We start from the raw sequence: 24,136 nt of genomic DNA on the forward strand, positions 1-24,136 counted from the left end.
CATGTCGCTCGACCAGCCAACCCTGCGCGCACCCGAAAGACTGCCCCAGCCAACGCCGGAAGACCGGCTTGCCGCGCTGGAGCGGATATGGCGGCGCTTCAGCGATGCCGAGGGACTGCTCAAACGCGGCGGCCTCGTCACCGAAGTCACATCGACGCATTACAAGGTGCGCGGCCTTTCGGATTTCGCCAGGCTGGGCGATTTTGTCGAACAGCGCGGCCATGCCGGCACGCGCCGCGGCGAGATCGTCAAGATCAGCCGCGACGAGATTGTCGTGGCCCCCTTCGAACGCAGTGCCGATGCCGGCATAGGCGACGCCGTTTTCCGTCGCGGTCCGCTCGCCGTGGCGCCGCATGCCTCGTGGCGCGGCCGCACGATCGACGCGCTCACCCGGGCGATCGACGGTGGCCCGCCATTGATCAGGGGCGACGGCATGTCCGGGGCCGCCACGCCCGGCGCCATGGCGCGCCAGCGCGTCGGCACCGCCTTCATGACCGGGGTCAAGATCATCGACATTTTCACGCCGCTCTGTTTCGGCCAGCGCATGGGCGTCTTTGCCGGTTCCGGTGTCGGCAAGTCGACGCTGCTGGCCATGCTCGCCGGCGCAGACGCCTTCGACACCGTGGTCGTGGCGCTGATCGGCGAACGCGGCCGCGAGGTCCGCGAATTCCTCGAGGACACGATCGGCGACAGCATGGCCAAGACCGTAGCCGTCGTCGCCACCAGCGACGAAAGCGCCATGATGCGCCGGCGGGCGCCGGACACCGCGATGCGTGTCGCCGAACATTTTCGCGACCAGGGCCACCGCGTGCTTCTGGTGCTGGATTCGATCACCCGCTTTGCCCACGCCCTGCGCGAAGTGGCGACGGGAACGGGTGAGCCGCCGGTCGCGCGCGGCTATCCCGCTTCGGTTTTCACCGAGCTGCCGAAGCTGCTCGAACGCGCCGGGCCGGGAGTGGAAGGGAAAGGATCGATCACCGCGATCATTTCCGTGCTGGTCGACGGCGACGACCACAACGATCCAGTGGCCGATTCCGTGCGCGGCATCCTTGACGGCCATGTCGTGCTCGACCGCGCGATCGCCGAACAGGGCCGCTATCCGCCGGTCAATCCGCTGTCGTCGATATCACGCCTGGCCGGCAAGGCCTGGAGCGTCGAGCAGCGCGCGCTGGTGACGCGGCTGAAGTCGATGATCTCCCGCTTCGAGGACACGCGCGACATCCGCCTGCTCGGCGCCTACCAGGGCGGCGCCGACGTGGAACTCGATATGGCGGTGCGCCAGGTACCCCTGATCTACGAAGCGCTGATGCAATCGCCGAAGGACCGCCCGTCCGCTGATCCGTTCTCCGATCTCGCCCGCCATCTCAAGGGAAAGCAGAATGCCGAACAAGGGGACTGAGCTCCAGCATACCGAGCGTATCCTGCGCGAAATGATCGCTGAGGCGAAAGCCGAAGAAGAGATCGAAGCCAGCCGCAACTCGGCCATGGACGGGCTCTTCGCCGCGCCGCAATGGCCGCAGCCGCCCAAGACCGCGTTTCCCAGGCTGGGCAAGAAGGTCGGCCGGCGCAGCGATTTCGTCATCGCCGCGCTCGGCATCACGCTCGGCCTGATCTGCGCGCTGTTCCCCTGGTATATCTTCTTCAATCAGGAACAGTTCGGCGTCCAGGCAATCAAGTTCGGCGGCACCGGCACCAATTCTGGACGCGAGGGCGGCGGCGTGGTTGCCGAGCGCAGCGCGCCGCTGACGGCCAAGGACGTTCCGAATGCCAATATCGACCTGCTTGCCACCGGAACCGTGCAGGACGATCCCAGCGCCGCCCCGACACCAGATGACCAGCCCTTTCCGGCCGACGTCACCAAATTCCGCATGGTCCACGTCGCCAATGGCCGCGCCATGATCGAGGACGACACCGGGCTGTGGATGGTCCAGCGCGGCTCGATACTGCCGGATTCCAACAAGGTGTCGTCGATCGAGCAACGCAACGGCAAATGGGTGATGGTCACCAGCGCCAACCAGGTGATCGAGCTTTCCAGATAAGTTCGCCGCGCTTGCCGGTTGCGTCCGCCCGCAAGGTCCGCGCAAGACTGGCGGCCTAGTCTTTGGGCACACGCCCGGAGATTCCCATGGACCCCGTTTCTCTTTTCGATCTCGCCGCCAAGCAGGCGCAATGGCTGGCCGTGCGTCAGTCGGCGGTCGCCGGCAACATCGCCAACGCCAACACGCCGGGCTATACGGCAAACGATGTCGAGCCGTTCGAAAAGGTGCTCGACCGCGCGGCGGTGTCGTTGCAGACGACACAGGCCGGACACCTCGGCAGCGCCGCGACCAATGCCGGTTTCGCGATCAAGCCACAGGAAGACGACGGCGTCGTCATGCCGTCAAAAAACACCGTCGTGCTCGAGGACCAGCTTCTCAAGGCCGGTGAGGTGCGCCGCTCCTTCGAGCTCAACACGGCAATCGTCAAGGCATTCCATTCGATGATGATGATGGCGGTGAAGAGCTGACCATGGACGCGCTCACAGCAGCCCTCAAAGTAGCAGCCTCCGGCCTCGGCGCCCAGTCGGAGCGGCTGCGCGTAGTTTCCGAAAACCTCGCCAATGCCCAGTCGACCGGCACCACCCCCGGCTCCGACCCCTATCGCCGCAAGACCATCAGCTTCGTCTCGGAGCTCGACCGGACCACTGGCAGCTCAACGGTCGAAGTGAACTCGATCGACCGCGATCCCAGCGATTTTCCCGTGGAATTCCAGCCCGGCAACGAGGCCGCCGACGACAAGGGCTACGTCAAGATGCCCAACGTCAACGTGCTGATCGAAATGGCCGACATGACCGAGGCCAACCGCTCCTACGAGGCTAACCTGCAAGTCGTGAAGCAGGCGCGCGATCTCATTTCAATGACCATCGACCTGATGAGGAACCAATGATCGTGAACGGCATCGGCGCGCTAAACCTGAAGCCTGGACTTGGCGACACGGCGACTGAGCTGCTTCAGGGCGGCGTTGCGCCCGCGACCGCAGGCAACCTCGGCACCTCCTTCGCCGAGGCGCTGAGCCAGGCGGCCACAAAGACCGTCAACACGTTGCAGAACGCCGAGCAGGTCTCGGTCCAGGCGCTTAAGGGCGACGCCGACACCCGTCAGGTCGTCGATGCCGTGATGAGCGCCCAGCAGGCGCTGCAGACCGCCGTCGCCATCCGCGACAAGGTGGTCTCGGCCTATCTCGAAGTCAGCCGCATGGGCATCTGAGGAGTTCGGCCATGAAAGCACTCGCCATCGCCGCCACCGGCATGAACGCCCAGCAGACCAATCTGGAAGTCATCGCCAACAATATCGCCAACATCAACACCACCGGCTACAAGCGGGCGCGGGCCGAATTCTCCGACCTGCTCTACCAGGTCGACCGCACGCAAGGCGTGCCCAACCGCTCCAACGCTTCGCTGGTGCCGGAGGGCGTCTCGATCGGCCTCGGCGTCAAGACCACCGCCGTGCGCAACGTCCACACCCAGGGCGAACTGACCAGCACCGGCAACAGTTTCGACATGGCGCTCACCGGCAGGGGCTGGTTCCAGATCGAAGGCGCCGACGGCGGCACGCTCTACACCCGCGCCGGCGCCTTCAACACCAACGCCACAGGCCAGCTGGTGACGGTGGACGGCGCCAGCGTCATTCCAGCGATCAACGTCCCGGTCGACGCCGTCGAGGTCATCGTCAACAAGACGGGCCAGGTCTTCGCCCGCATCGATGGCCAGACCGACCTGCAGAATCTCGGCCAGCTCCAGATCGTCAACTTCGCCAACGAAGCGGGACTGGCGCCGCTCGGCGACAATCTGTTCCAGGAAACGACCGCCTCTGGCCCGGCCAATGCCGGCGTGCCCGGCGATCCCGGCTTCGCCACCATCCAGCAAGGCTATCTCGAGGCCTCCAACGTCGACCCGGTCAAGGAAATTACCGAACTGATCTCGGCGCAGCGCGCTTATGAGATGAATTCCAAGGTCATCCAGGCCGCCGACGACATGGCCTCGGTCGTCTCCAAGAACATCAGGTAACGACAATGGCCGGTCCGGTCTCCTGCTCCGCGTTCCGCCGCACCGCGCTCGTCCTTGCGCTGGTGACCGGCGGCATGCCGGCTTTCGCGCAGGACGCGGCCAACCGGTCGGCAACGCAGATCGCCAGCAGCCAGCCTGCCGGCGAGGTCGTGCTGATCCCAAACCGGGTCATTTATCCCGGCGAGACCATCGAGCTCGCGGCCCTCAAGCAGGTGACCCTCATCCCCGGCAAGCACAAGCCCGACGCGGTGGCCACCCTTGCCGAGGAACTCCAGGGCAAGATCGCCAAGCGCACGCTGCTGCCCGGCCGCTACATCCCCGCCGCCGCCATTCGCGACGCCTGGCTGGTCGAGCAGGGCGCAGCCGTGCAGGTCTTCTTCATCGCCGGCGGATTGACGATATCGGCCACCGCCGTGACCTTGCAGCCAGGCTCGGCCGGCGATCTCATCAAGGTTCGCAACAGCGACAGCGGGAAAATTCTCTCCGGCACGGTGATGGCTGACGGAACCATCCAGGTCAGCGCTTCATGATGCGTCCGCTTGCTCTTCTGCTTGCGGCCGCGCTCGGCCTGCAGCCTGCCTTGGCCGACGGCCTCACGCCCAAGGCCAAGCGCGAACTCGCCGCCAGGAATGGCGGCGTCTATGACGATCCTGAATATGATCCGGCCACCACCACGCGCATGTTCCGCGTCTCGCCCGGGCCAAGCTCGCTGCCGCCGGGCCAGGTCGCCTCGCGCATCAAGGACATCGCGCAGCTGCAAAGTTCGCGCGACAACCAGCTCGTCGGCTACGGCCTGGTCATCGGCCTCGCCGGATCGGGCGACAGCCTGCGCAACTCGCCGTTCACCGAACAGTCGATTCGCGCCATGCTGGAGAATCTCGGCATCGCCACCGAAGGCGGCAGAGCGCGCGCCAAGAACGTGGCCGCCGTCATCGTCACCGCCAACATGCCGCCCTACGTGCAGTCGGGCGCGCGCATCGACATCGACGTTTCCTCGATGGGCGACGCTACCTCGCTCGCCGGCGGCACGCTGATCATGACGCCGCTGAAGGCGGCGGACGGCGAAATCTATGCCGTCGGCCAGGGCGCGGTCATCGTTTCGGGCTTCACCGCCCAGGGCCAGGCCGAGCAGTTGACGCAAGGCGTCCCGACCGCGGGCCGCGTGCCGAACGGCGCCATCATCGAGCGTGCCGTGAAGGCCGAGTTCGATGACCAGCCGATACTGACGCTGCAGCTGCGCAATCCCGATTTCTCGACCGCCATTCGCATCGCCGACGCGATCAATGACTACACCAGCCAGCGCTTCGGCATGCGCGTGGCGGCCGAGCGCGATTCCCGCACCGTGCAAATCAGACGGCCGAAAAGCGTATCGGCGGCCCGCTTCTACGCCGAGATCGAGAACCTCGTGGTCGAATCCGATACGCCGGCCCGCGTCGTCATCGATGAGCGCACCGGCACCATAGTCATCGGCAACGACGTCAAGATCTCACGCGTGGCCATCAGCCACGGCACGCTGACGGTGCGCATCACCGAAGCGCCGCGCGTCGTGCAGCCCGAACCATTCTCCAAGGGCGAAACCGCCGTCGAGCCGTTCACCGCCATCGACGCCAGCCGGCCCGACGCGCGCGTCGCCGTGCTCGACGGCCCGGACCTGCAAACCCTTGTTTCCGGCCTCAACCGCCTCGGCGTGAAGCCCGACGGCATCATTGCCATCCTGCAAGGCATCAAGTCGGCCGGCGCCCTGCAAGCCGATCTGGTTCTCCAATAGGCGATGCCGATGATCTTCTTCCCCTCATTCCATCAAGGATGCCGCCCCGCCGCGATCCTGTTCGCGGCCTGCGCTCTGGCGGCCTTTTCCAGCGGCGTGCATGCCGAGGAAGCCGTCCGCCAGGTCCTGCCGGGGGCGCCGCCCGCACCCGCGCCGCAGCTGTTGGCCCGGGAGAAGGCTCCCGACCAAAGCGAGATCGAGCGCTTCTGCTCCAACATAGCCGACGCCGCCCGCGACCGCCGCTACGTGTTGCAGGCGGAGGAGTTGAAACAGCTCCAGGCCGGCATCGACCAACGCATGAAGGCACTGGACGAAAAGCGGGCCGAATACGAGACCTGGCTGAAGCGGCGCGAGGTGTTCCTGGCCCGGGCCGAGGACAGCGTCGTCAAGATCTATGCCGGCATGAAGCCCGACGCGGCGGCCGAGCGCCTGGCCATCGTCAATGCCGATCTCGCCGCGGCCATCCTGATGAAGCTGGATTCGCGCAAGGCCGGCGTCATCCTCAACGAAATGGACCAGAAGGCGGCGGCGACGCTCACCGGCATCATGGCCAGCGCAGCCCGAAGGGTAGATCCGTCATGATCCGCAGAACGCTCATCCTGTGCGCGGTCGCAGCTTTGTCCGGCTGCGGCACCAATCTCAAGGAGATCGGCAGGGAGCCTTCACTGTCGCCGGTCGGTTCCGGCATCGGCAGTGAAGGAGCTTCGCCCTACAGCTATCCTGAGCCGCCTGCCGCGCCGGTCAAGAAATTCTCGCTGTGGGACGATCGCCAGAGCCGGCTGTTCACCGACCCCAGGGCGTTGCGCGAAGGCGACATTCTCACCGTCAGGATCAAGCTCAACGACAAGGCCAACTTCAAGAACCAGAACGACAGGAGCCGCACCGCCTCGCGCAAGCTGGGTTACGACGTCACGCTCGGATGGGAAGACAAGAGCACGAGCGGCAAGGGCGACGCCGGCCTGAGCTCCAGCACCGAAACCAATGCGGACGGCGAGATCAAGCGCTCGGAGAACCTGGAGCTCAACGTCGCTGCCGTCGTCACCGAAGTCCTGCCCAATGGCAATTTGATGATCAGGGGCTCGCAGGAAGTGCGTGTCAATTATGAGCTCAGGGTGCTTACCATCGCCGGCATGGTGCGCCCGTCGGATATCGGCGCGGAGAACACCATCTCCTATGAACGCATCGCCGAGGCGCGCATCTCCTATGGCGGCCGCGGCCGCGTCAGCGAGGTCCAGCAGCCGGCCTACGGCCAGCAGATCCTCGACCAGGTTCTTCCGTTCTAAGGCATTGGAGACCGCAGCACCGTGGCCAGCGTCGAACAGGTTCCGTCTCGCAAGGGTCCTTCCCTTGCCGTCCAGGGCGCCATGCTGCTCCTGGTGACGGCTGCCGCCATCGGCATGGGCTGGCTGTCCGGCGGCTATCTCAAGGGTGTGGGGGCACCGGCATCGGTACCCGTCGCGCCGGAAAACGAGGGCAAGGTGCCCAAGCCCGCCGACGCGCAAGAGCCCGGCACGGGACCGTCACTCGTCGCGCTGGCGCCGATCACCACCAACATCGCCTCGCCCGCCGAGACCTGGATCAGGATGGAAGTGTCGGTGGTCTACGACGCGCCGCAGCCGCCGGCAATGTCGGATGAGATCCATCAGGATCTTCTGGCCTTCGTGCGCACCCTGAAGATGCACCAGATAGAAGGCGCCAGCGGCTATCAGCACCTGAAGGCCGATATCGAGGAGCGCGCCTCGATCCGCAGCCAGGGGCATGCCAAGCAGGTACTCATCAGGACGTTGCTGCTCGAATGAAGAAATTTCTTCTTGCCGCGGCGCTGCTCGGCGCCGCCACATCGATCGCGACGGCCCAGCAACTGGACCTCGGCGGCATCGGCAAGGCCGACGGCACCACCGTCGGCTACATCATCCAGATGTTCGGCCTGCTCACCGTGCTTTCGGTGGCGCCGGGCCTGCTGATCATGGTGACGAGCTTCACCCGTTTCGTCATCGCCTTCTCGATCCTGCGCGCCGGCATCGGCCTGCAGTCGACGCCGGCGAACCTTATCCTCATTTCGCTGTCACTGTTCATGACCTTCTATGTCATGGCGCCGACCTTCGACCAGGCCTGGAATACCGGCGTCAAGCCGCTGATGGACAACCAGATCAGCCAAACCGAGGCCTTCGAGAAGATTTCCGATCCCTTCCGCACCTTCATGCTGCACAATGTGCGCGACAAGGACTTCGACCTGTTCGCCGACCTCGCGCGCGAACGCGGCCAGACCGTTGCGAAGGAAACCGTCGACCTGCGCATCCTGGTGCCCGCCTTCATGATCTCCGAGATCAGGCGCGGCTTCGAGATCGGCTTCCTGATCGTGCTGCCGTTCCTGGTCATCGACCTGATCGTCGCCACCATCACAATGGCGATGGGCATGATGATGCTGCCGCCGACGGTGGTGTCGCTGCCCTTCAAGATCCTGTTCTTCGTCCTGATCGACGGCTGGAACCTGCTCGTCGGCAGCCTGGTGCGCTCCTTCAACTGATCGCGCCCGGCGCCGAACTGCGCCCTCCCGTTTTTTTCGACAATATTTTTCGATTAACCGTCCGGTTTAGTCCTTTGGTAGGGACTTGCCGCCATATTCCCCGCAGATGGCGGGTGATCGGGTCTCAGACAGATCATTGGCATGATGCCGCTCCGTCATACCGGCCAATCCGGTATGTCAAAAAACACCTGTAAAAATAAGGTACGAGTAGACATGGCCAGTATCATGACCAATGCCTCGGCGCTGACCGCGCTGCAGAGCTTGAACGCCACCAACAAGAACCTCGAAACCACCCAGGCCCGCATCTCGACGGGCTATCGCGTTTCCCAGGCTTCGGACAACGCCGCTTACTGGTCGATCGCCACCACGATGCGTTCCGACAACCAGCAGATGTCGACCGTTTCGGACGCGCTCGGCCTCGGCGCCTCGAAGGTCGATACCGCTTACACCGGCATGAACAGCGCGATCGACACCATCAACCAGATCAAGACCAAGCTGACCGCCTCTTACGGCCAGACGGATGCCGACAAGGAAAAGACCCAGACCGAAATCGCCGCCCTTCAGAAGCAGCTGAAGGCCTATGCCGATGGCGCCAGCTTCTCCGGCACCAACATGCTGTCCGTGGACAGCGGCACGGGCACGTCCGTGGCGGACATCAAGATCGTTTCGGCCTTCAACCGTGACGCTTCCGGCGCGGTATCGATCTCGACGATCGACGTCAACGTGGAAAGCACCAAGCTGTACGAGGCGGGTACCACGGCCGGCACCGCGAAGGGCATCCTCGACGCCGCGCGTCTGGGCACCGACGGCAGCGTCACCGCCACGGCGGCTACTCCGGCTGCTGGTGCTACCGTTGCGGCCGGCGACACCTATTCGGTCGCCAGCCTGAAGATCTTCGACTCCGCAACGGGCAAGGGCTTCAGCGACGACCAGATCTCGGGGATGATGAACGTCGTCGACGCCGCGCTCAAGGACATGACGAACGCCGCCACCACGCTCGGCGCCGCCAAGAGCAGCATCGACCTGCAGAAGACGTTCACGCAGAGCCTGATGGACTCCATCGACCGCGGCGTTGGCCAGCTCGTCGATGCCGACATGAACAAGGAATCGACCCGCCTCCAGGCCCTGCAGGTTCAGCAGCAGCTCGGCATCCAGGCGCTGTCGATCGCCAACGGTTCGTCGCAGTCGATCCTGTCGCTCTTCCGCGGCTGATCGCCTTCACCATCCACGAACAGCACCAAGATATCGGGCCGCGCCAAAAGCGCGGCCCGATTGCGTTTGCTCCAGCCCCGCGCAATCCTCGTTCCTTAACTGTCGAAAGCTGACTTTTAACAGGGCGTTAACCATATCGCGCTAGCTATGGTTAACCAATAGCTTACGACAGGTTGTCGAATCGGCCCGACCGGCACGATCGCAGCCGATGGGCAGGCCGACCAGGCCTGTGGGCATGCCGGCTTAGAGAAGGAGCGAGTTTCTTGGCGAGCATCATGACGAACGCTGCGGCGTTGACTGCACTTCAAAGCCTCAACGCCACCAACAAGTCGCTCGAGCAGACACAGGCCCGCGTCTCGACGGGCTATCGCGTCTCCGAGGCCTCCGACAACGCCGCCTACTGGTCGATCGCCACCACCATGCGCTCCGACAACCAGGCGCTCTCGACCGTGCAGGATGCGCTCGGCCTCGGCGCCTCGAAGGTCGACACCGCCTATACCGGCATGAACAATGTGCTGGACACGATCGGCAAGATCAAAACCAAGCTGCTTTCGACCGTCGGCCAGACGGATGCCGCCAAGGCAAAGACGCAGACCGAAATCACGGCGCTTCAGGCGCAGATGAAATCCTTTGCCGACGCCGCCACCTTCTCCGGTTCGAATTTCCTGTCGGTGATCTCCAAGCAGGTGTCGGCCGCCAATGACGGCGTCCAGCCCGACTCCAAGATCGTGTCCTCGTTCAACCGCACCTCGTCCGGCGCCGTCCAACTCGGGACGATTGACATCGATGTCGAGAGCACCAAGCTTTTCGATTCCGGTCTCGCCGGCGAGGTCAAGAACCAGGGCATTCTCGACCGCAAGACATCGGTCTATTCGACCGCGGCCGCGCAGACCCTGTATGACACCGCCTATGCGGCATCGATCGCGGGTGGATCAACGGATATCGCAGCCAACACCGCCGGCCAGACCGCGGCGGGGGCGGTTGCCAAGGTCGACAATATTTCCGCCTACAATCTCGACATCACTGCGGCGGGCGTGACCGACGACATCATCACCCAGATGATCACCAAGATCGACAACGTCATGAGCCAGCTGACCGATTCCGCCACCATCCTCGGTTCGGCCAAGAGCAGCATCGACCTGCAGAAGACCTTCACGCAGAGCCTGATGGACTCCATCGACCGCGGTGTCGGCCAGCTCGTCGACGCCGACATGAACAAGGAATCGACCCGCCTTCAGGCGCTCCAGGTGCAGCAGCAGCTCGGCATCCAGTCGCTGTCGATCGCCAACAGTTCCTCGCAGTCGATCCTGTCGCTGTTCAAGAGCTGACCGCCCACTCGACGTCTTCACCTCAAGGTTGACGGGCCGCGCGCCGAGCGCGGCCCGATTTCATTTTCGCACAAGCTTCGAGGGCTAGTGTTCCAGCGGACAGTCATGCTGGGAGTAGTCGACCGTGCCGGAACAGATCCAGAGCATCATCGCGAATCTCCGCGGGTTTGGCGTGAAGCGCCTGGCCATGCTGGCGGGCATCGCCGCATTGGTGATGAGCGTCATCGGTGTCGCTTCCGTCTATCTCAACCGTCCGGCCTACGACACGCTCTATGTCGGGCTCGACCGCGCCGACGTGAACCAGATCGGCCTCGTGCTGGGCGAGGCCGGCATCGGCTTCGACGTCGGCTCCGACGGAACCTCGGTCCTGGTCCCGGCCGGCACCACCGCGCAGGCGCGCATGCTCTTGGCCGAAAAGGGCCTGCCGACCAGCGCCAATGCCGGCTATGAACTGTTCGACAATGTCGGCTCGCTCGGCCTGACCTCCTTCATGCAGCAGATCACGCGAGTGCGCGCGCTGGAGGGCGAGATATCGCGCACCATCCAGTCGATCGCGGGCGTCAAGGCTGCGCGCGTCCATATCGTCATGTCCGAGCGTGCCAATTTCCGCCGCGATGAGCAGCAGCCCTCCGCGTCGGTCGTCATCCGCTACGCCGGCATCGACGCCGAGAAAAGCGCCATGTCGATCCGCCATCTCGTCGCCGCCGCCGTTCCCGGCCTGTCGGCCGACAAGGTGACGGTGCTCGATTCCAACGGCAATCTGCTGGCGGCGGGAGATGATCCCTCCAACACAAGTGCCGCCCGCACGCTTGGCGTCGAGCAGACCGTCGAGGCGCAGATCGGCGACAACATCCGGCGCGCCCTCAGCCCATATCTCGGCCCGGACAATTTCCGCGCCAGCGTCAAGGCCGACGTCAACACCGATACCCGCCAGACCGAGGAGACGATCTTCGATCCGGAGTCGCGCGTCGAGCGTTCGGTGCAGTCGGTGCGCGCCAACGAGAACAACAACCAGAAGCAGGCCTCGACGCCGGCCAGCGTCGAGCAGAACCTGCCCGAGACGCAGACGACCGCCACCGAGGGTCCGCAATCCTCCTCGCAGAACGACCGCAGGGAAGAGATCACCAACTACGAGATCAACTCCAAGAAGATCGCCACCGTCTCCAACGGCTACAGCGTCACCAAGATGTCCATCGCCGTGGTCGTCAACCAGGATCGGCTGAAGGCGATCCTGGGCAAGGACGCCACGCCCGAACAGATCGCCAAGCGCGTCGCCGACATCCAGAAGATGGTGACCTCTGCCACCGGCTTCGACGACAAGCGCGGCGATGTCATCGACGTCTCGGCGGTCGAGTTCATCGACGGGCTCGACGGCGAGGCGGTCCCGCAGGCCGGAATGCTCGATTCCGTCGGCCAGCATGCCGGCACGCTGATCAATGCCGGCGCCTTCATCGTCGTGGTGTTCCTGGTGGCCTTCTTCGGCCTGCGCCCGATGGCGGCGGCCCTGACAGCAAAGGCGACGCCGTCCATAGCCGGTCCCAATTTCGACGAGGTCCAGCGCTCGCTGCCGACGCCGGAGGGCACGGCTTCCGCCGAAGCCGGCTCGGCCGTCGGCGCCTTGCCGGGCGTGCGGGCCGGCTCCACGCCGCTCGACGACCTGCGCCAGAAGATCAGGCCCGCGCCGCAGGAGCGGCTTGCCCGCATGGTCGACCTCAACGAGGAGCGCACAGCGCAGATCCTGCGCAAATGGGCGGCCCAGGAAGTTGCGGTGTAGTCCATGCCTTCCCTAGCCCTTTTCGATCTCCTGCCGGATTTCGGCCCGCGCCCGCAACGTGTCAGCCAGCCGAGGGCCGCCGCAGAGCACGAGCCGGAAGCAGCCGTGCCTCAAGCCGATATCGGCACGCTGATCGCCGAAGCGGTCGCCCAGGCGGAGGCAGCGCTTGGCGAGCGGCTTGCGGCTGCCCACGAAGCAGCGATGGACGCTGAACGCCGGGCGAATGCCGAGGAAGCGAAGGCCTTTCTCGAGAGCTTCGGCGGCGATGTCGGCGAGGCGGTCTCGCTGCGCATTGATGCCATGGAGGCGCGCGTGACGGACCTCGTCGCCGCCACGGTCGCCCGCATCATCGGCGGCATCGTCAGTGATGACCTGCAAAAGCGCTCGCTTGAAGCGCTTGCCGGTGCGGTCCGCGAAGCGGTCGGCGATGGCGAAGCGGTGCGCATAGTCGTTCGCGGCCCGCTTTCCCTTTTCGAAGCGCTGAAGGCGTCGCTCGGAGCGCGCGCCGCCAATCTCGACTTCATCGAAGCTCCCGGCTTCGATCTCACGGTCTCCATCGACGAAGCGGTGTTCGAGACGCGCATGGCCGAATGGTCGGCAACGCTCTCTCAGGTGTTGGCATGAGCGTCGCCGATGCCGATCAGGCCAGGCACGAGATCATTATCGTGCGTCGCGGCCATGACGACCACGAGGAGGGCCATCACGGTGGCGTCTGGAAGATCGCCTTCGCCGACTTCATGACGGCCATGATGTGCTTCTTCCTGGTCATGTGGCTGATCAACGCCGCCAACGAACAGACCAAGGCGGCGGTCGCCAGCTATTTCAATCCGGTCAAGCTGGTCGACCGCACCTCGAGCCGCAAGGGCCTGGAGGATCTCGGCGACGGTCCGCGCGCCATCGGGCTGACCGCCGACAATCCGGAAGAGGCGGCCACCAAGGCCGGACAGGATGGAGCTGGCGGCGCGGGTTCATCCGATCCCAAAAAGGAAAAGCAGGAGCCGCAGCAGTCGGAGCAGTCCGACGAACACCTGTTCGCCGATCCCTACGCGGTGCTTTCGGAAATCGCCACCAACACCGGCATCATGCAGAACGTCAGCCAGAAGGGCGATGGCGGCGCGCAGAGTGCCGGCCCGGCAACGGGCGCTTCCGGCGGCGCCTCCTATCGCGATCCGTTCGAGCCTGATTTCTGGTCTCAGCAGGTGGCCTCGCCGGGCGCCGAGGCCAGCGCGCAGCGCGCCAGGATCGAAGGTGATCCGGTGAAGCCCGGCGACAAGGCCGCCGAGGCGCAGGTCGCCAAGGTCAAGGCCGTGCCGCCTGCGCCGCCGGTCATCGCGGCGCCTCTGGCAAAGGACGGCAAGCCCGCAACGGCAATCGCCGAGGCCACCGATGCGAAAGCCGGCACCGCCGGACCCGCAGACGCCAAGGTTGCCGCCGCCCAGGAGGCGGCCAAGCCCGATGCCGGCGAAAAGAAGCCGGGCGCGGCCGCGCTCAAGGCTGCGGCCGATGTCAGGCAGCAGCTGGCCGATGCCTTCAAACCTGGCGACAAGTTGCATGATGGGGTTTCCGTCGAAGCCACCGACAAGGGCGTCGTCATTTCGATCACCGACCAGCTCGACTTCGGCATGTTCGAGGTCGGGTCGGCGATGCCGCGCCGCGAACTGGTGCTGGCGATGGAAAAGATCGGCCGCATCGTCAACAGCCAGAAGGGCACGATCAGCATCAACGGCCACACCGACGCGCGGCCGTTCCGCAGCGCCGGCTACGACAATTGGCGGCTGTCGACGGCGCGCGCGCATTCGGCGTACTACATGCTGGTGCGCGGCGGCGTCGACGAGCGCCGCATCACCGAAGTCGCCGGCTTCGCCGACCGCCAGCCGAAGGACCCCGCCGATCCGCTGTCGGCGGTGAACCGCCGCATCGAGATACTGATGGCGACCGGCGGATGAGGCGGGCGGTCTTCACCAGCCGCTTGATGGGCCTTTTGCTGTTGGCCGGCCAGCCTACGGCCGCCCTCGCGCAGGATTCGTTGCAGCCCTATCAGCTGGTGCGCTCGTTACAGCTTATTCAGGACCGTATCGCCGTCGGCGACCACGCCGCGCTGCCGATGCAGTCCAAGCTGCTGGAGATGATCGATACGCGCTTGCGCGAGGCGGACAAGGACGATTTCAAGGATCCGAAGAATTTTCGCGCGCTGCTGGTCTACGGCATGAGCGGCGGCAACCCGGTGACCGTCGAGGCGGCCGTGTCGCGCGCCACCGCCGATGCGCGGGATCTAGCCCTTGCCAGGGGCGTCATCGATTACCTGAACGGCCGCCCCGGCGAGGCCATCGAAGCCTTGAAGCCGGTCGATCCGATGGCGCAGCCCAGCGACCTCGGCGCCTTCCTTGCCCTGGTCAAGGGTTCGCTGCTCGCCAGCGACCAGCCGGCCGCGGCGCTGGTGCTGCTCGACGAGGCGAAATTGCTCGGCCCCGGGACACTGGTCGAGGAGGCGGCATTGCGCCGCTCGGTCGGCATTGCGGTCGCGCAGCGCGACGCGGCGCGCTTTGCGCTTGCCTCCACACAATATGTCGAGCGCTATCTCTATTCGCCCTATGCCAGCCAGTTCGCCGACTCCTTCGTCTCGGGCGTGATTGAGCTGCACATGTCGATCAGCCAGGACAAATTGGCCGATATCACCTCGATGATGGATCCCGAGCGCGAGAAGGTCATTTATCTGCGCATCGCCCGCCGCGCCGCGATCGACGGCCTGAACGAACTGTCCGCCTTCGCCTCGGCGCGGGCCGAGCAAGGCCGCGACGGCAACACCAATCAGGGCGATCCGCGCGCCCTGCTCTACTCAAGCCTGTCCACCGTGACATCGGGTACCATCGAGGACGTGCGCGCCAAGCTGGGCAAGATCGACCGCAGCCGGCTGTCGGACGGCGACCGCGCGCTGCTCGACGCCGCCGAGGCCATCGCCGGCGAAGTGGTGGCGCCGCCCGCTTCCCTTCCGACCGCCAGCCCGGCACCTGCCGAGGTCATGCCATCGCACGAGCCCGAGCCTGCCGCCGCGCAGACGGCCGACGCCGCCGGATTGCCGCCCGTCGAGGGTGCTGTGTCCGAACGGCCGGCCGTCGCGCCATCCGGCGATACAGTGGCAGTTGCGCCGAACGCGCCGGCTCCGGGCGATGCGGCAACTGTCCTGCCGGCATCGGCGCCGGCGGCCGCGGCCAGCACCGACACGTCAGACCCAACCGATGCCGCCATGGTCAAAACCCGTCGACAGCTCGACCTGATCGACCAGATGCTTGGAGCCGCTCCGAAATGACCCCCAGCCTCGGTCCGGCGCTGCCGGGAATCACCACCGCGCGCACGACGGCGGAACAGCCGGCGGCGACCGGAAAAAATGACGACACGGGTTTCGGCAAGATGCTCGACGACAAGGCCGGCCCGGCCCACCCGGACAAGCATCCGGCAGCCGGGGCCGGATCGCGCGATGAGCGCTGGAGCAGGCTTGCCGCCGGTCCTGCCGGGCAGAAGGACGAGCCACTGCCGGCTGGCAAGGCAAGGATCCCATCCAGCGGAATGCCGGCCACGAAAACGGCCAGGGACGACAAGACCGCCGAGCCGGACAAGGACTCCGATGGCGCAGCGGCCGCGACAGGTGCGACGCCGCTCGAAGACCATCTGCCGTTGCTGATCGCGTTGCATGACCTGCGCCATTTCTCGACATCGGCCAGACCGGCCGATACGAACGAAACCGGACAGGAACCGGCGCTCGACGGGCAGCTCCTGCCGAAGGCCTACCGGCCGAAATCCGCCGCCGGGCATGACGATCTCGACCCGATCTCGAAGCCCGAGCGGACATCGCTCGTCGATGGGTCGCTGACCAAGCTCGATGGCCAGACCGTCCACGACGCCGCCGGCACGCCAAAACGCGAAGTGCCGGGCGTGGATCCGAAGCAGACGGCACCGCAGCTGAAATCCATGGCCGATGTTCAGTCCTCGTTGCGGCACGAGCCCGGAAAACAACTGTCGGCGGCAGGGCGCATCGACGTGGTCTCCGAGCGCAGCTTCCCTGCCCCGCCGCAGGCGCCGATGAGCCAGGCCGCCCTCAACGTGATCGGCGCCATAACAGCCGATGGCGGCCCGAAAACGACGCTTTCGACACACTCCGCAACCGCGCAACTGACAGGCCCTGTTGCCGCCGCGACACATGTGTTGAAGATCGAACTTCATCCGGCCGAGCTTGGCATGGTCACCGCCAATCTTCGCCTCTCCGGAGAACAACTTTCGATTGAGTTGAAGCCTCAAACACATGACGCCTACCACCGGCTGTCCTCTGATAGCGATGCCATCGTCAAGTCCCTGCGCGGACTCGGCTTCGAGGTTGACAAGGTCACGATACTACAACCTTCGGTAGCGGTCCCCGCAACGACCCGCACTGATGCGACCGCATCCTTGCAGACGGCGGCGGGCCGCGACCAGTCGTCCTTTCAACCCGGGAATTCCGGCGGCGGCAACAGCGGCGCTGGCGGCCAGCAACCGGGCCAGCAATCCGCCGGAAGACACAATGATGACGCGCAAGCACACGGCCGCCCCGCTTCGCCTTCTCGCGAGCGCGCTGGCGGCGATATCTTTATCTAGTCTTGCGAGCGCCGCCGCTGCCGCCGCCAATGCTTGCGAACCGGAGATCCTGCGCGCCGCCGACCACTATGGCGTGCCGGCCGGCATCCTCTATGCCGTCGGCTTGACCGAGACCGGCAAGAAGGGAAGCTTGCAGCCCAACGCATTGAATATAGAAGGAAAAGCAGTCTTCCCGACAAGCCGCGCCGAAGCTCTTGCCACCTTCGCCAATGCCCGACGCGAGGGCAAGACGCTGATCGATCTCGGCTGCATGCAAATCAATCACCACTACCACGGCGCGCATTTCCGCAGCGTCGAGGACATGCTAGATCCGCGTCAGAACGTCGACTATGCAGCGCGTTTCCTGGCCAGCCTTCATGCCCGTCACGTGACCTGGTCGATGGCCGTCGCCCGCTATCACGCGGGGCCCGACAACGACCCGGCGCAGAAGGTCTATGTCTGCCGCGTGATATCAAACATGGTGGCCACCGGCTTCGGCAAATGGACCGGCAACGCCCGCACGTTCTGCAACCCATGAGCGTATTCTTGCATCTCATGCAATCAGTCGCAAAGTCTCGGCGTTGCGCTTCGACTTGGCCGGGACTTGGAGCACCAAGCATATCTAACCCCATGCTAATGCAACCGATGCGATTCCAGACTCCCAAGAAACTAGTTACAAGAAATGACGGTTGTTCAGGATTCCTGCCAGCGGATACGGCTTTCCCCCACGGGGCAGATGAGCTGATTCGGAGGCGGGGCCGATGATCGTTATCGTTGACGAGCGAGAGCTCGTGACAGACGGATACAATTCACTTTTTGACCGCGAGGGCATCGCCTGCGCGGGCTTCGCTTCCGGCGAATTCGGCGAGTGGGTGAACTCGGCGGCCGATGCCGATCTGCGCTCGGTCCGGGCCTTCCTCATCGGCGACTGCCGCGAAGGCGCGATCTCTCCGCGCCAGATCCGCGACCGCACCGGAGCCCCGGTGATTGCTCTCAGCGAGCAGCATTCGCTGGAGAACACGTTGCGGCTATTCGAGAGCGGTGTCGATGACGTCATCCGCAAGCCGGTCCATATCCGCGAGATCCTGGCTCGCATAACAGCCATCCGCCGCCGCGCCAACGAAGATGCCGCCTTTACCGAGATCGGCGCCATGCGCATCTTCATGGATGGCCGCGACCCTGAAATCAATGGCCAGCCGCTTCCCTTGCCGCGCCGTGAGCGCCGCATTCTCGAATATCTGGCAAGCAATCGCGGCCGCCGCGTCACCAAGACCCAAGTATTCAACGCCATCTACGGCATCTTCGACGAAGAGGTCGAGGAGAACGTGGTGGAAAGCCACATCAGCAAGCTGCGCAAGAAGCTGCGCGAGAAGCTGGGCACCGATCCGATCGATTCCAAGCGCTTCCTCGGCTACCGGCTGGTGTTCTGATGCACCGCCGCGCCAGCCTCGCGCAAGACAGGACGCGTAGCCTCGCTGCCAGTGGCATGGACATTGCGGAGACATTTCGATGAGCCTCTACGGGATGATGCGGACCGGCGTTTCCGGCATGAACGCGCAGGCCAACCGTCTGTCGACGACAGCCGACAACATCGCCAATTCCGATACCACCGGCTACAAGCGGTCCTCCGCCGAATTTTCAACGCTGGTCATGCCCTCGACGGGCGGCGCCTATAATTCCGGCGGCATCACCACCACGATCCGGCAGGCGGTCAGCGATCCCGGCGTGCTCCAATACACTACCTCTGTCTCCGATCTTGCCGTCAGCGGCGACGGCTTCTTTGTCGTCCAGGACCCGAGCGGCACGCCTTTCCTGACCCGCGCCGGCGCCTTCGTTCCCGATGGACAGGGCAGGCTGGTCAACTCGGCCGGCTTCCAGCTGATGGCCTACAGCTACGAAAATGGCGTGCCGGCGGCGACGGTGAACGGTTTTGAAGGACTGGTCCCGGTCGTCATCTCCGACCAGGGAATGACCGCGACCCCGAGCACCGAGGGTCTCTACAGCGGCAACCTGCCCGCAGGCGCGACGCCGGTCGCGGCCGGCAACCTGCCCACCACCAACGCCGCAGGCGCGCAGTACACCTCGAAATCCTCGATGGTCGCCTATGACAATCTCGGCAACAAGAAGCTGCTCGACGTCTATTTCACCAACACCGGCGCCGGCACCTGGCAGGTGTCGGTCTTCGACCAGTCGAAGGCGACCGCCGGAACGTCATTCCCCTACACCGGCGGCGCGCTTGGCTCGGCCAACCTGACCTTCGACACGACCACGGGCAAGCTCACCGGCGCCGTCGACAGCGTCTCGCTCACCGTGCCCAACGGCAGCACCTTTTCACTGGATCTGTCGGCATTGACCCAGCTCGGCACCGGCTTCACGGTTTCGGACGCCCAGGTCAACGGCAACGCGCCGAGCACCATCGACAAGGTGCAGATCAGCAAGGACGGCACCATCTACGCCCAGTACAAGGACGGCTCCACCAAGCCGCTCTACAAGATCCCGCTGGCCGATGTGCAGAGTCCCGACCAGCTCACCGCGCTGCCCGGCAATGTGTACTCGCAAGGCACAGAATCCGGCGCGGTCCGCGTCGGCTTTGCCAATGAAGGCAAGCTTGGCTCCATCATCTCCGGCGCGCTCGAGAATTCGAACGTCGATATCGCCGAGGAACTGACCAACATGATCGCGGCGCAGCGCAGCTACACCGCCAATTCGAAAGTCTTCCAGACGGGTTCCGACCTGATGGACGTCCTTGTTAACCTGAAGAGATAAAACCGGGCAACGCCCGTGAAAGACCCGCATGTCGCTTTCCACCGCATTGAGCATCGCCCAATCGGCGCTTATGAACACCGCTCGGCAGACCAGCGTTGTCTCGCGCAACGTCGCCGACGCTTCCAATCCGGACTATACGCGCCGCATCGCCGTCGTCACCAGCACGGCGCCGGGCGCGCGCTCGGTTGATATCCAGCGCGTAGCCAACGACCTGCTCTTCCGCCAGAATCTCAGCGCCCTGTCGGCGTACAGCGGCCAAAACGCACTCTATAGCGGCCTGGATCAGCTGGATGTTTCGGTCAATGGCGTTGACAATGCGTCCTCTCCCTCGACCGCGATCGGCAATTTGCAGCAGGCGCTGCAGCTCTATGCCACCTCGCCCTCGAACCAGAATCTCGGCTCCAGCGTCATCGACGCAGCTAAGCAGGTCGTGCGTTCCCTGAACGAAGGCTCCAGGGCCATTCAGGACTTTCGCACCCAGACCGACGGCCAGATCGCCACCGCGGTAGACGATCTTAACTCGCTGCTCAGCCAGTTCCAGGATGCCAACCAGGCTGTCATATCAGGCACGCGCTCCGGCACCGACGTGTCCGATGCGCTGGACCAGCGCGACGCGCTTTTGAAGAAGATCTCGGACTATGTTCCGGTCTCCACCTTCACGCGCGGCGACAATGACATGGTCATCACCACGGGTGACGGCACGACACTGTTCGAAACCATCCCGCGAACGGTCAGCTTCGCCCCATCCTCCGGCTACAGCGCCGGTACCGTCGGCAATGCCCTCTACATCGATAATGTGCCGATCTCGGCGGGAACCGGCGGCAACACCAGCGCCAGCGGCAAGCTTGCCGGTTTGCTGCAATTGCGCGATGGCGTAGCCTCGACCATGCAGAGCCAGCTCGACGAGACCGCGCGCGGCCTGATCACGGCCTTCGCCGAGACCGCGCCGTCAATGCCCAACGCCGCCGGGCTGTTCACCTGGTCGGGCGCGCCGGCGGTGCCGGCCGCTGGCACGCTGGTCAATGGCCTTGCCGGCACGATCAGCGTCAATGCCGCCATGGATCCAAGTGTCGGCGGCAATCCGGCACTGCTGCGCGACGGCGGCGCCAACGGCGCGGCCTATGTCGTCAACACTGGCGGCGCCTCTTATTCCAGCCTTCTGGTCGCCTATGGCGACCGGCTCGATCAGCCGATGACATTCGACCCCGCCGCCGGGATTTCGGCGACGTCGAGCGTTGCCGATTATGCCGCCAATTCGATCGGTTGGCTCCAGGGCGTGCGCCAGCAGGCGTCGACCGCAGCCGACGCCAAGCAAGCCCTGGCGTCGCGCAGCGCCGAGGCGCTGTCCAACGCGACCGGCGTCAATGTCGACCAGGAAATGTCACTGCTTCTCGATCTCGAACATACCTATCAGGCATCGGCCCGAATGATGAAAACCGTCGACGACATGTTGGCGGCTCTGCTCAGCGCGGTGGGATAATCCATGACCTCAGTCTCTTCGGCCGCCCTCTCGAACGCCATGCGTTATCAGCAGATGCGCATGCAGGCCGAACTCGTCAAAGCCACGAAGGAGTCCTCGACCGGCAGGGTCGCCGATGTCGGCCTGGCACTGGGCGGACGCACCGCCCAGTCCGTAACCTTCTCGCGCGATCTCGACCGGCTCAATGTCATTATCGATTCCAACGGCCTGGTGGCCGCCCGGCTCTCCTCGACGCAGACCTCGCTCGGCCAGCTCTCCAGCGTCGCGCAGACCTTGCTGTCGAGCCTGACCACCTCAACGTCGGGCGATTCTTCCGCCAACCTCACCCAGTCGGCCGGCAAGACGGCCGTCCAGCAGCTCGCCTCGATCCTCAACACCAGCGTCAACGGCGAGTATCTGTTTGCCGGCACCAACACCGACGTCAAGCCGATCAACGATTTCACAGCGGCCGGATCACCCGCCAAGGCTGCCTTCGACGCCTCCTTCGTCGCCAATTTCGGTTTCACGCCGGATGACCCCGCCGCGGCAAACATCACTGCGGCCCAGATGGACGATTTCATCACCAACGACGTCGAGCCGCAGTTCTTCGGTTCGGGCTGGCAGGCCAACTGGTCGAACGCCACCGACCAGCAGATCGTCAGCCGCATCGCGCTCAACGAAACCACCGCGACCTCGACCAGCGCCAACAGCGACGGCATCAAGAAGCTCGCCATGGCGGCGGCCATGGTCTCCAGCCTGATGTCGACCAACATCAGCCAGGCGGCGAAGGACACCATCGTCGGCCGCTCGCAGTCGCTGGTTGGCGAAGCGCTCAGCGGCATCGGCCAGGTTCAGTCCGAAACCGGTATCGTCCAGAAGCGCGTGTCCGACGCCGTCGACCGCATGAAGACGCAGGTCGACCTGTTCGAGCGCCACATCCTCGATCTCGAAGCGGTCGACCCGGCCGAAGCCGCGACCCGCGTCGCCGACCTGACGCAGCACATCGAGACCTCCTTCGCATTGACGGCGCGGCTCCAGCAGCTCAGCCTGTTGAATTACCTGACCTGACAACTCTGAACCGGAACGGTAGAGCCAACGATGTACCAATTCTCCTACGCCGACATCCAGAGCACCTCTGTCGCCGATGCGAAGGACCGTGAACGGGAGCTGTTGACCCGCTCGATCGACATGCTGGCGGCGGCCGCCGCCCTTGGCCCCGCTTCGATGGAGGCAGTGGAGGCGCTGCATTTCACCAACCGCGTCTGGACCGCCTTTGTCGAGGATCTCGGCTCCAACGACAACGCGCTTCCCAAGGAACTGCGCGCCAACCTGATTTCGATCGGCCTTTGGCTGCTGCGCGAGGCGGAAGACATCCGCCAGGGCCGCACCCAGAATTTCGAGGGACTGATCGAGGTATCCCAGATCATCCGCGACGGCATTCAATGACCAACACGCTGAAGATATCGCTGAAGCCGAACGAGAAGATCTACATCAACGGTGCCGTCATCCGCGTCGACCGCAAGGTCACCGTCGAACTGATGAACGACGTGCAGTTCCTGCTCGAAAGCCATGTGATCCAGGCCGATGACGCCTCGACGCCGCTCAAGCAGCTGTATTTCATCCTCCAGGTGATGCTCATGAATCCGGCCGGCGCCGGCGAGGCGCGCGAAATGTTCCGCCGCTCCCTGCCGCTGCTGCTTGCAAGTTTCGAGGACGCCGAGATCGGCAGTGCGTTGAAACAGATCGACCGCATGGTCGGCGAGGATCACATCTACGAGGCGCTAAAGGCGATCCGGTCGCTCTATCCGCTCGAACGCCGCGCGCTTGGCGGCAATGACGACGTTCCGGGCGCCTCGCGTCCGCTGGCTGTGGGAGCACGCTGATGACCGTGGACATGACGACGACGATACCGGTTGGCGCCAATCAGGCCAGCCAGCAGACCTCCAAGACCGCTGTCGACTACCAGTCCTTCCTGAAGCTTCTGATCGCCGAGATGAAGAACCAGGATCCGACCAAGCCGATGGATTCGACACAGTACGTCGCCCAGCTCGCCACCTTCTCGCAGGTCGAGCAGTCTGTGCAGACCAATACCAAGCTGGACCAGATCATGCAGTCCTCGGCGCTGTCGCAGGCCGATGCGCTGATCGGGCGCTCGATAACCTCCGCCGACGGCAACACGACGGGCACCGTCGCGTCCGTGCGCCTTGCCAGCAGCGGCCTTATCGCCGTGCTGGACAACGGCACCGAGATCGCGGTCGGCCCCGGCGTCTCGGTCAAGGCGGCAAGCTGACGGCTCCGGCAGGCCGATCCCATGAACGAGGCCGACGCACTCGACATCGTCCAGTACGCGGTGTGGACGGTGCTGACCGCATCCGCGCCGGTGGTGCTGGTCGCCATGGCGGTGGGTATCGGCATCGCCTTGATCCAGGCCCTGACGCAGGTCCAGGAGATCACCTTGACATTCGTGCCGAAGATCGTCGCCATCATGCTCGTGGCGGCGCTGACCGGTCCCTTCATCGGCAGCCAGATATCGGCCTTCACCAACGTCGTCTTCGAGCGCATTGAAAACGGGTTCTAGAGCATTTCCTATTTTGGGAGAATCGTAGGATTCCCAAAACCGGATGTTTGTGATTCAAGATGCTGGCTGGATTG

28 protein-coding genes are annotated in these 24,136 nt (G+C 64.6%); all 28 read left to right on the plus strand.

The annotated features are described in order from the left end of the window. Position 1 precedes the first annotated feature (1 nt). Entirely contained in the window at positions 2 to 1,399 is a 1,398-nt protein-coding gene (gene fliI, locus FJ979_RS28655; protein ID WP_140584398.1) for a flagellar protein export ATPase FliI, read from the plus strand. Beyond that, positions 1,380 to 2,039 carry a hypothetical protein gene (locus FJ979_RS28660; protein ID WP_140584399.1) on the plus strand — a complete coding sequence of 220 codons (660 nt, stop codon included), beginning with the start codon at positions 1,380 to 1,382 and terminating at the stop codon, positions 2,037 to 2,039. Before fliI ends, FJ979_RS28660 begins: the two co-directional genes overlap by 20 nt. 86 nt (positions 2,040 to 2,125) lie before the next feature. After that, positions 2,126 to 2,506, plus strand: a complete 381-nt coding sequence (flgB, locus tag FJ979_RS28665) for a flagellar basal body rod protein FlgB (protein WP_140584400.1) — start codon at positions 2,126 to 2,128, stop codon at positions 2,504 to 2,506. Between the two features lie 2 nt (positions 2,507 to 2,508). Beyond that, entirely contained in the window at positions 2,509 to 2,925 is a 417-nt protein-coding gene (flgC, locus tag FJ979_RS28670; RefSeq protein ID WP_140496213.1) for a flagellar basal body rod protein FlgC, read from the plus strand. Continuing rightward, positions 2,922 to 3,245, plus strand: a complete 324-nt coding sequence (locus FJ979_RS28675) for a flagellar hook-basal body complex protein FliE (RefSeq protein ID WP_181168599.1) — start codon at positions 2,922 to 2,924, stop codon at positions 3,243 to 3,245. Before flgC ends, FJ979_RS28675 begins: the two co-directional genes overlap by 4 nt. 11 nt (positions 3,246 to 3,256) lie before the next feature. Next, entirely contained in the window at positions 3,257 to 4,045 is a 789-nt protein-coding gene (gene flgG / locus FJ979_RS28680; RefSeq protein ID WP_140513636.1) for a flagellar basal-body rod protein FlgG, read from the plus strand. Positions 4,046 to 4,050: 5 nt separating this feature from the next. Beyond that, positions 4,051 to 4,575 carry a flagellar basal body P-ring formation chaperone FlgA gene (flgA, locus tag FJ979_RS28685; protein ID WP_140496215.1) on the plus strand — a complete coding sequence of 175 codons (525 nt, stop codon included), beginning with the start codon at positions 4,051 to 4,053 and terminating at the stop codon, positions 4,573 to 4,575. Next, positions 4,572 to 5,813 (plus strand): flagellar basal body P-ring protein FlgI, encoded by a 1,242-nt coding sequence (locus FJ979_RS28690; RefSeq protein WP_140522322.1) that lies wholly within the window; start codon positions 4,572 to 4,574, stop codon positions 5,811 to 5,813. Before flgA ends, FJ979_RS28690 begins: the two co-directional genes overlap by 4 nt. A gap of 3 nt (positions 5,814 to 5,816) precedes the next feature. Continuing rightward, positions 5,817 to 6,395 (plus strand): MotE family protein, encoded by a 579-nt coding sequence (locus tag FJ979_RS28695; protein ID WP_181167714.1) that lies wholly within the window; start codon positions 5,817 to 5,819, stop codon positions 6,393 to 6,395. Then, positions 6,392 to 7,096 (plus strand): flagellar basal body L-ring protein FlgH, encoded by a 705-nt coding sequence (gene flgH, locus FJ979_RS28700; RefSeq protein WP_140513639.1) that lies wholly within the window; start codon positions 6,392 to 6,394, stop codon positions 7,094 to 7,096. The genes FJ979_RS28695 and flgH overlap by 4 nt, the downstream gene beginning before the upstream one ends. A gap of 21 nt (positions 7,097 to 7,117) precedes the next feature. Further along, a complete protein-coding gene (locus FJ979_RS28705) occupies positions 7,118 to 7,612 on the plus strand; it encodes a flagellar basal body-associated FliL family protein (protein ID WP_140496219.1) in 495 nt (164 codons plus the stop codon). Next, positions 7,609 to 8,340 (plus strand): flagellar type III secretion system pore protein FliP, encoded by a 732-nt coding sequence (gene fliP, locus FJ979_RS28710; RefSeq protein ID WP_140513640.1) that lies wholly within the window; start codon positions 7,609 to 7,611, stop codon positions 8,338 to 8,340. The genes FJ979_RS28705 and fliP overlap by 4 nt, the downstream gene beginning before the upstream one ends. Positions 8,341 to 8,553: 213 nt before the next feature. Next, positions 8,554 to 9,552 carry a flagellin gene (locus FJ979_RS28715; RefSeq protein ID WP_140496221.1) on the plus strand — a complete coding sequence of 333 codons (999 nt, stop codon included), beginning with the start codon at positions 8,554 to 8,556 and terminating at the stop codon, positions 9,550 to 9,552. 263 nt (positions 9,553 to 9,815) lie between these two features. After that, positions 9,816 to 10,880 (plus strand): flagellin, encoded by a 1,065-nt coding sequence (locus tag FJ979_RS28720; RefSeq protein ID WP_140496222.1) that lies wholly within the window; start codon positions 9,816 to 9,818, stop codon positions 10,878 to 10,880. Positions 10,881 to 11,004: 124 nt separating this feature from the next. After that, positions 11,005 to 12,654, plus strand: coding sequence for a flagellar basal-body MS-ring/collar protein FliF (gene fliF, locus FJ979_RS28725; RefSeq protein ID WP_140513642.1), 1,650 nt, complete (start codon positions 11,005 to 11,007; stop codon positions 12,652 to 12,654). Positions 12,655 to 12,657: 3 nt separating this feature from the next. Continuing rightward, entirely contained in the window at positions 12,658 to 13,278 is a 621-nt protein-coding gene (locus tag FJ979_RS28730; protein ID WP_140513643.1) for a hypothetical protein, read from the plus strand. Further along, the gene (locus FJ979_RS28735; RefSeq protein WP_140513644.1) at positions 13,275 to 14,600 is read left to right on the plus strand and encodes a MotB family protein; all 1,326 of its coding nucleotides are present in this window, start codon (positions 13,275 to 13,277) and stop codon (positions 14,598 to 14,600) included. The genes FJ979_RS28730 and FJ979_RS28735 overlap by 4 nt, the downstream gene beginning before the upstream one ends. Continuing rightward, positions 14,597 to 15,961, plus strand: a complete 1,365-nt coding sequence (locus tag FJ979_RS28740) for a chemotaxis protein MotC (protein ID WP_140584401.1) — start codon at positions 14,597 to 14,599, stop codon at positions 15,959 to 15,961. Before FJ979_RS28735 ends, FJ979_RS28740 begins: the two co-directional genes overlap by 4 nt. Then, positions 15,958 to 17,280 (plus strand): flagellar hook-length control protein FliK, encoded by a 1,323-nt coding sequence (locus FJ979_RS28745; RefSeq protein WP_140584402.1) that lies wholly within the window; start codon positions 15,958 to 15,960, stop codon positions 17,278 to 17,280. Before FJ979_RS28740 ends, FJ979_RS28745 begins: the two co-directional genes overlap by 4 nt. Next, a complete protein-coding gene (locus tag FJ979_RS28750) occupies positions 17,210 to 17,797 on the plus strand; it encodes a lytic transglycosylase domain-containing protein (RefSeq protein WP_181165242.1) in 588 nt (195 codons plus the stop codon). The genes FJ979_RS28745 and FJ979_RS28750 overlap by 71 nt, the downstream gene beginning before the upstream one ends. Before the next feature lie 223 nt (positions 17,798 to 18,020). After that, on the plus strand, positions 18,021 to 18,689 hold the full coding sequence (locus FJ979_RS28755) for a response regulator transcription factor (protein ID WP_140496228.1): 669 nt from the start codon (positions 18,021 to 18,023) through the stop codon (positions 18,687 to 18,689). A 79-nt stretch (positions 18,690 to 18,768) separates the two neighbouring features. Further along, complete coding sequence (locus FJ979_RS28760; RefSeq protein ID WP_140522332.1) at positions 18,769 to 20,025, plus strand: flagellar hook protein FlgE; 1,257 nt, start codon at positions 18,769 to 18,771, stop codon at positions 20,023 to 20,025. A gap of 28 nt (positions 20,026 to 20,053) precedes the next feature. Beyond that, positions 20,054 to 21,505 (plus strand): flagellar hook-associated protein FlgK, encoded by a 1,452-nt coding sequence (flgK, locus tag FJ979_RS28765; protein WP_140560324.1) that lies wholly within the window; start codon positions 20,054 to 20,056, stop codon positions 21,503 to 21,505. A 3-nt stretch (positions 21,506 to 21,508) separates the two neighbouring features. Then, complete coding sequence (locus FJ979_RS28770; RefSeq protein WP_140496231.1) at positions 21,509 to 22,552, plus strand: flagellar hook-associated family protein; 1,044 nt, start codon at positions 21,509 to 21,511, stop codon at positions 22,550 to 22,552. 30 nt (positions 22,553 to 22,582) lie between these two features. Next, positions 22,583 to 22,930: a flagellar biosynthesis regulator FlaF gene (flaF, locus tag FJ979_RS28775; RefSeq protein ID WP_140496232.1), complete on the plus strand. Its 348-nt coding sequence runs from the start codon at positions 22,583 to 22,585 to the stop codon at positions 22,928 to 22,930. Next, positions 22,927 to 23,367 (plus strand): flagellar biosynthesis repressor FlbT, encoded by a 441-nt coding sequence (gene flbT, locus FJ979_RS28780; protein ID WP_140496233.1) that lies wholly within the window; start codon positions 22,927 to 22,929, stop codon positions 23,365 to 23,367. The genes flaF and flbT overlap by 4 nt, the downstream gene beginning before the upstream one ends. Then, positions 23,367 to 23,774, plus strand: a complete 408-nt coding sequence (flgD, locus tag FJ979_RS28785; RefSeq protein ID WP_140584403.1) for a flagellar hook assembly protein FlgD — start codon at positions 23,367 to 23,369, stop codon at positions 23,772 to 23,774. Before flbT ends, flgD begins: the two co-directional genes overlap by 1 nt. Positions 23,775 to 23,795: 21 nt before the next feature. Next, positions 23,796 to 24,062 (plus strand): flagellar biosynthesis protein FliQ, encoded by a 267-nt coding sequence (gene fliQ / locus FJ979_RS28790; protein ID WP_140496235.1) that lies wholly within the window; start codon positions 23,796 to 23,798, stop codon positions 24,060 to 24,062. Positions 24,063 to 24,136 lie beyond the last annotated feature (74 nt).

It is taken from the genome of Mesorhizobium sp. B1-1-6 (assembly GCF_006443035.1).
Lineage (GTDB): Bacteria > Pseudomonadota > Alphaproteobacteria > Rhizobiales > Rhizobiaceae > Mesorhizobium.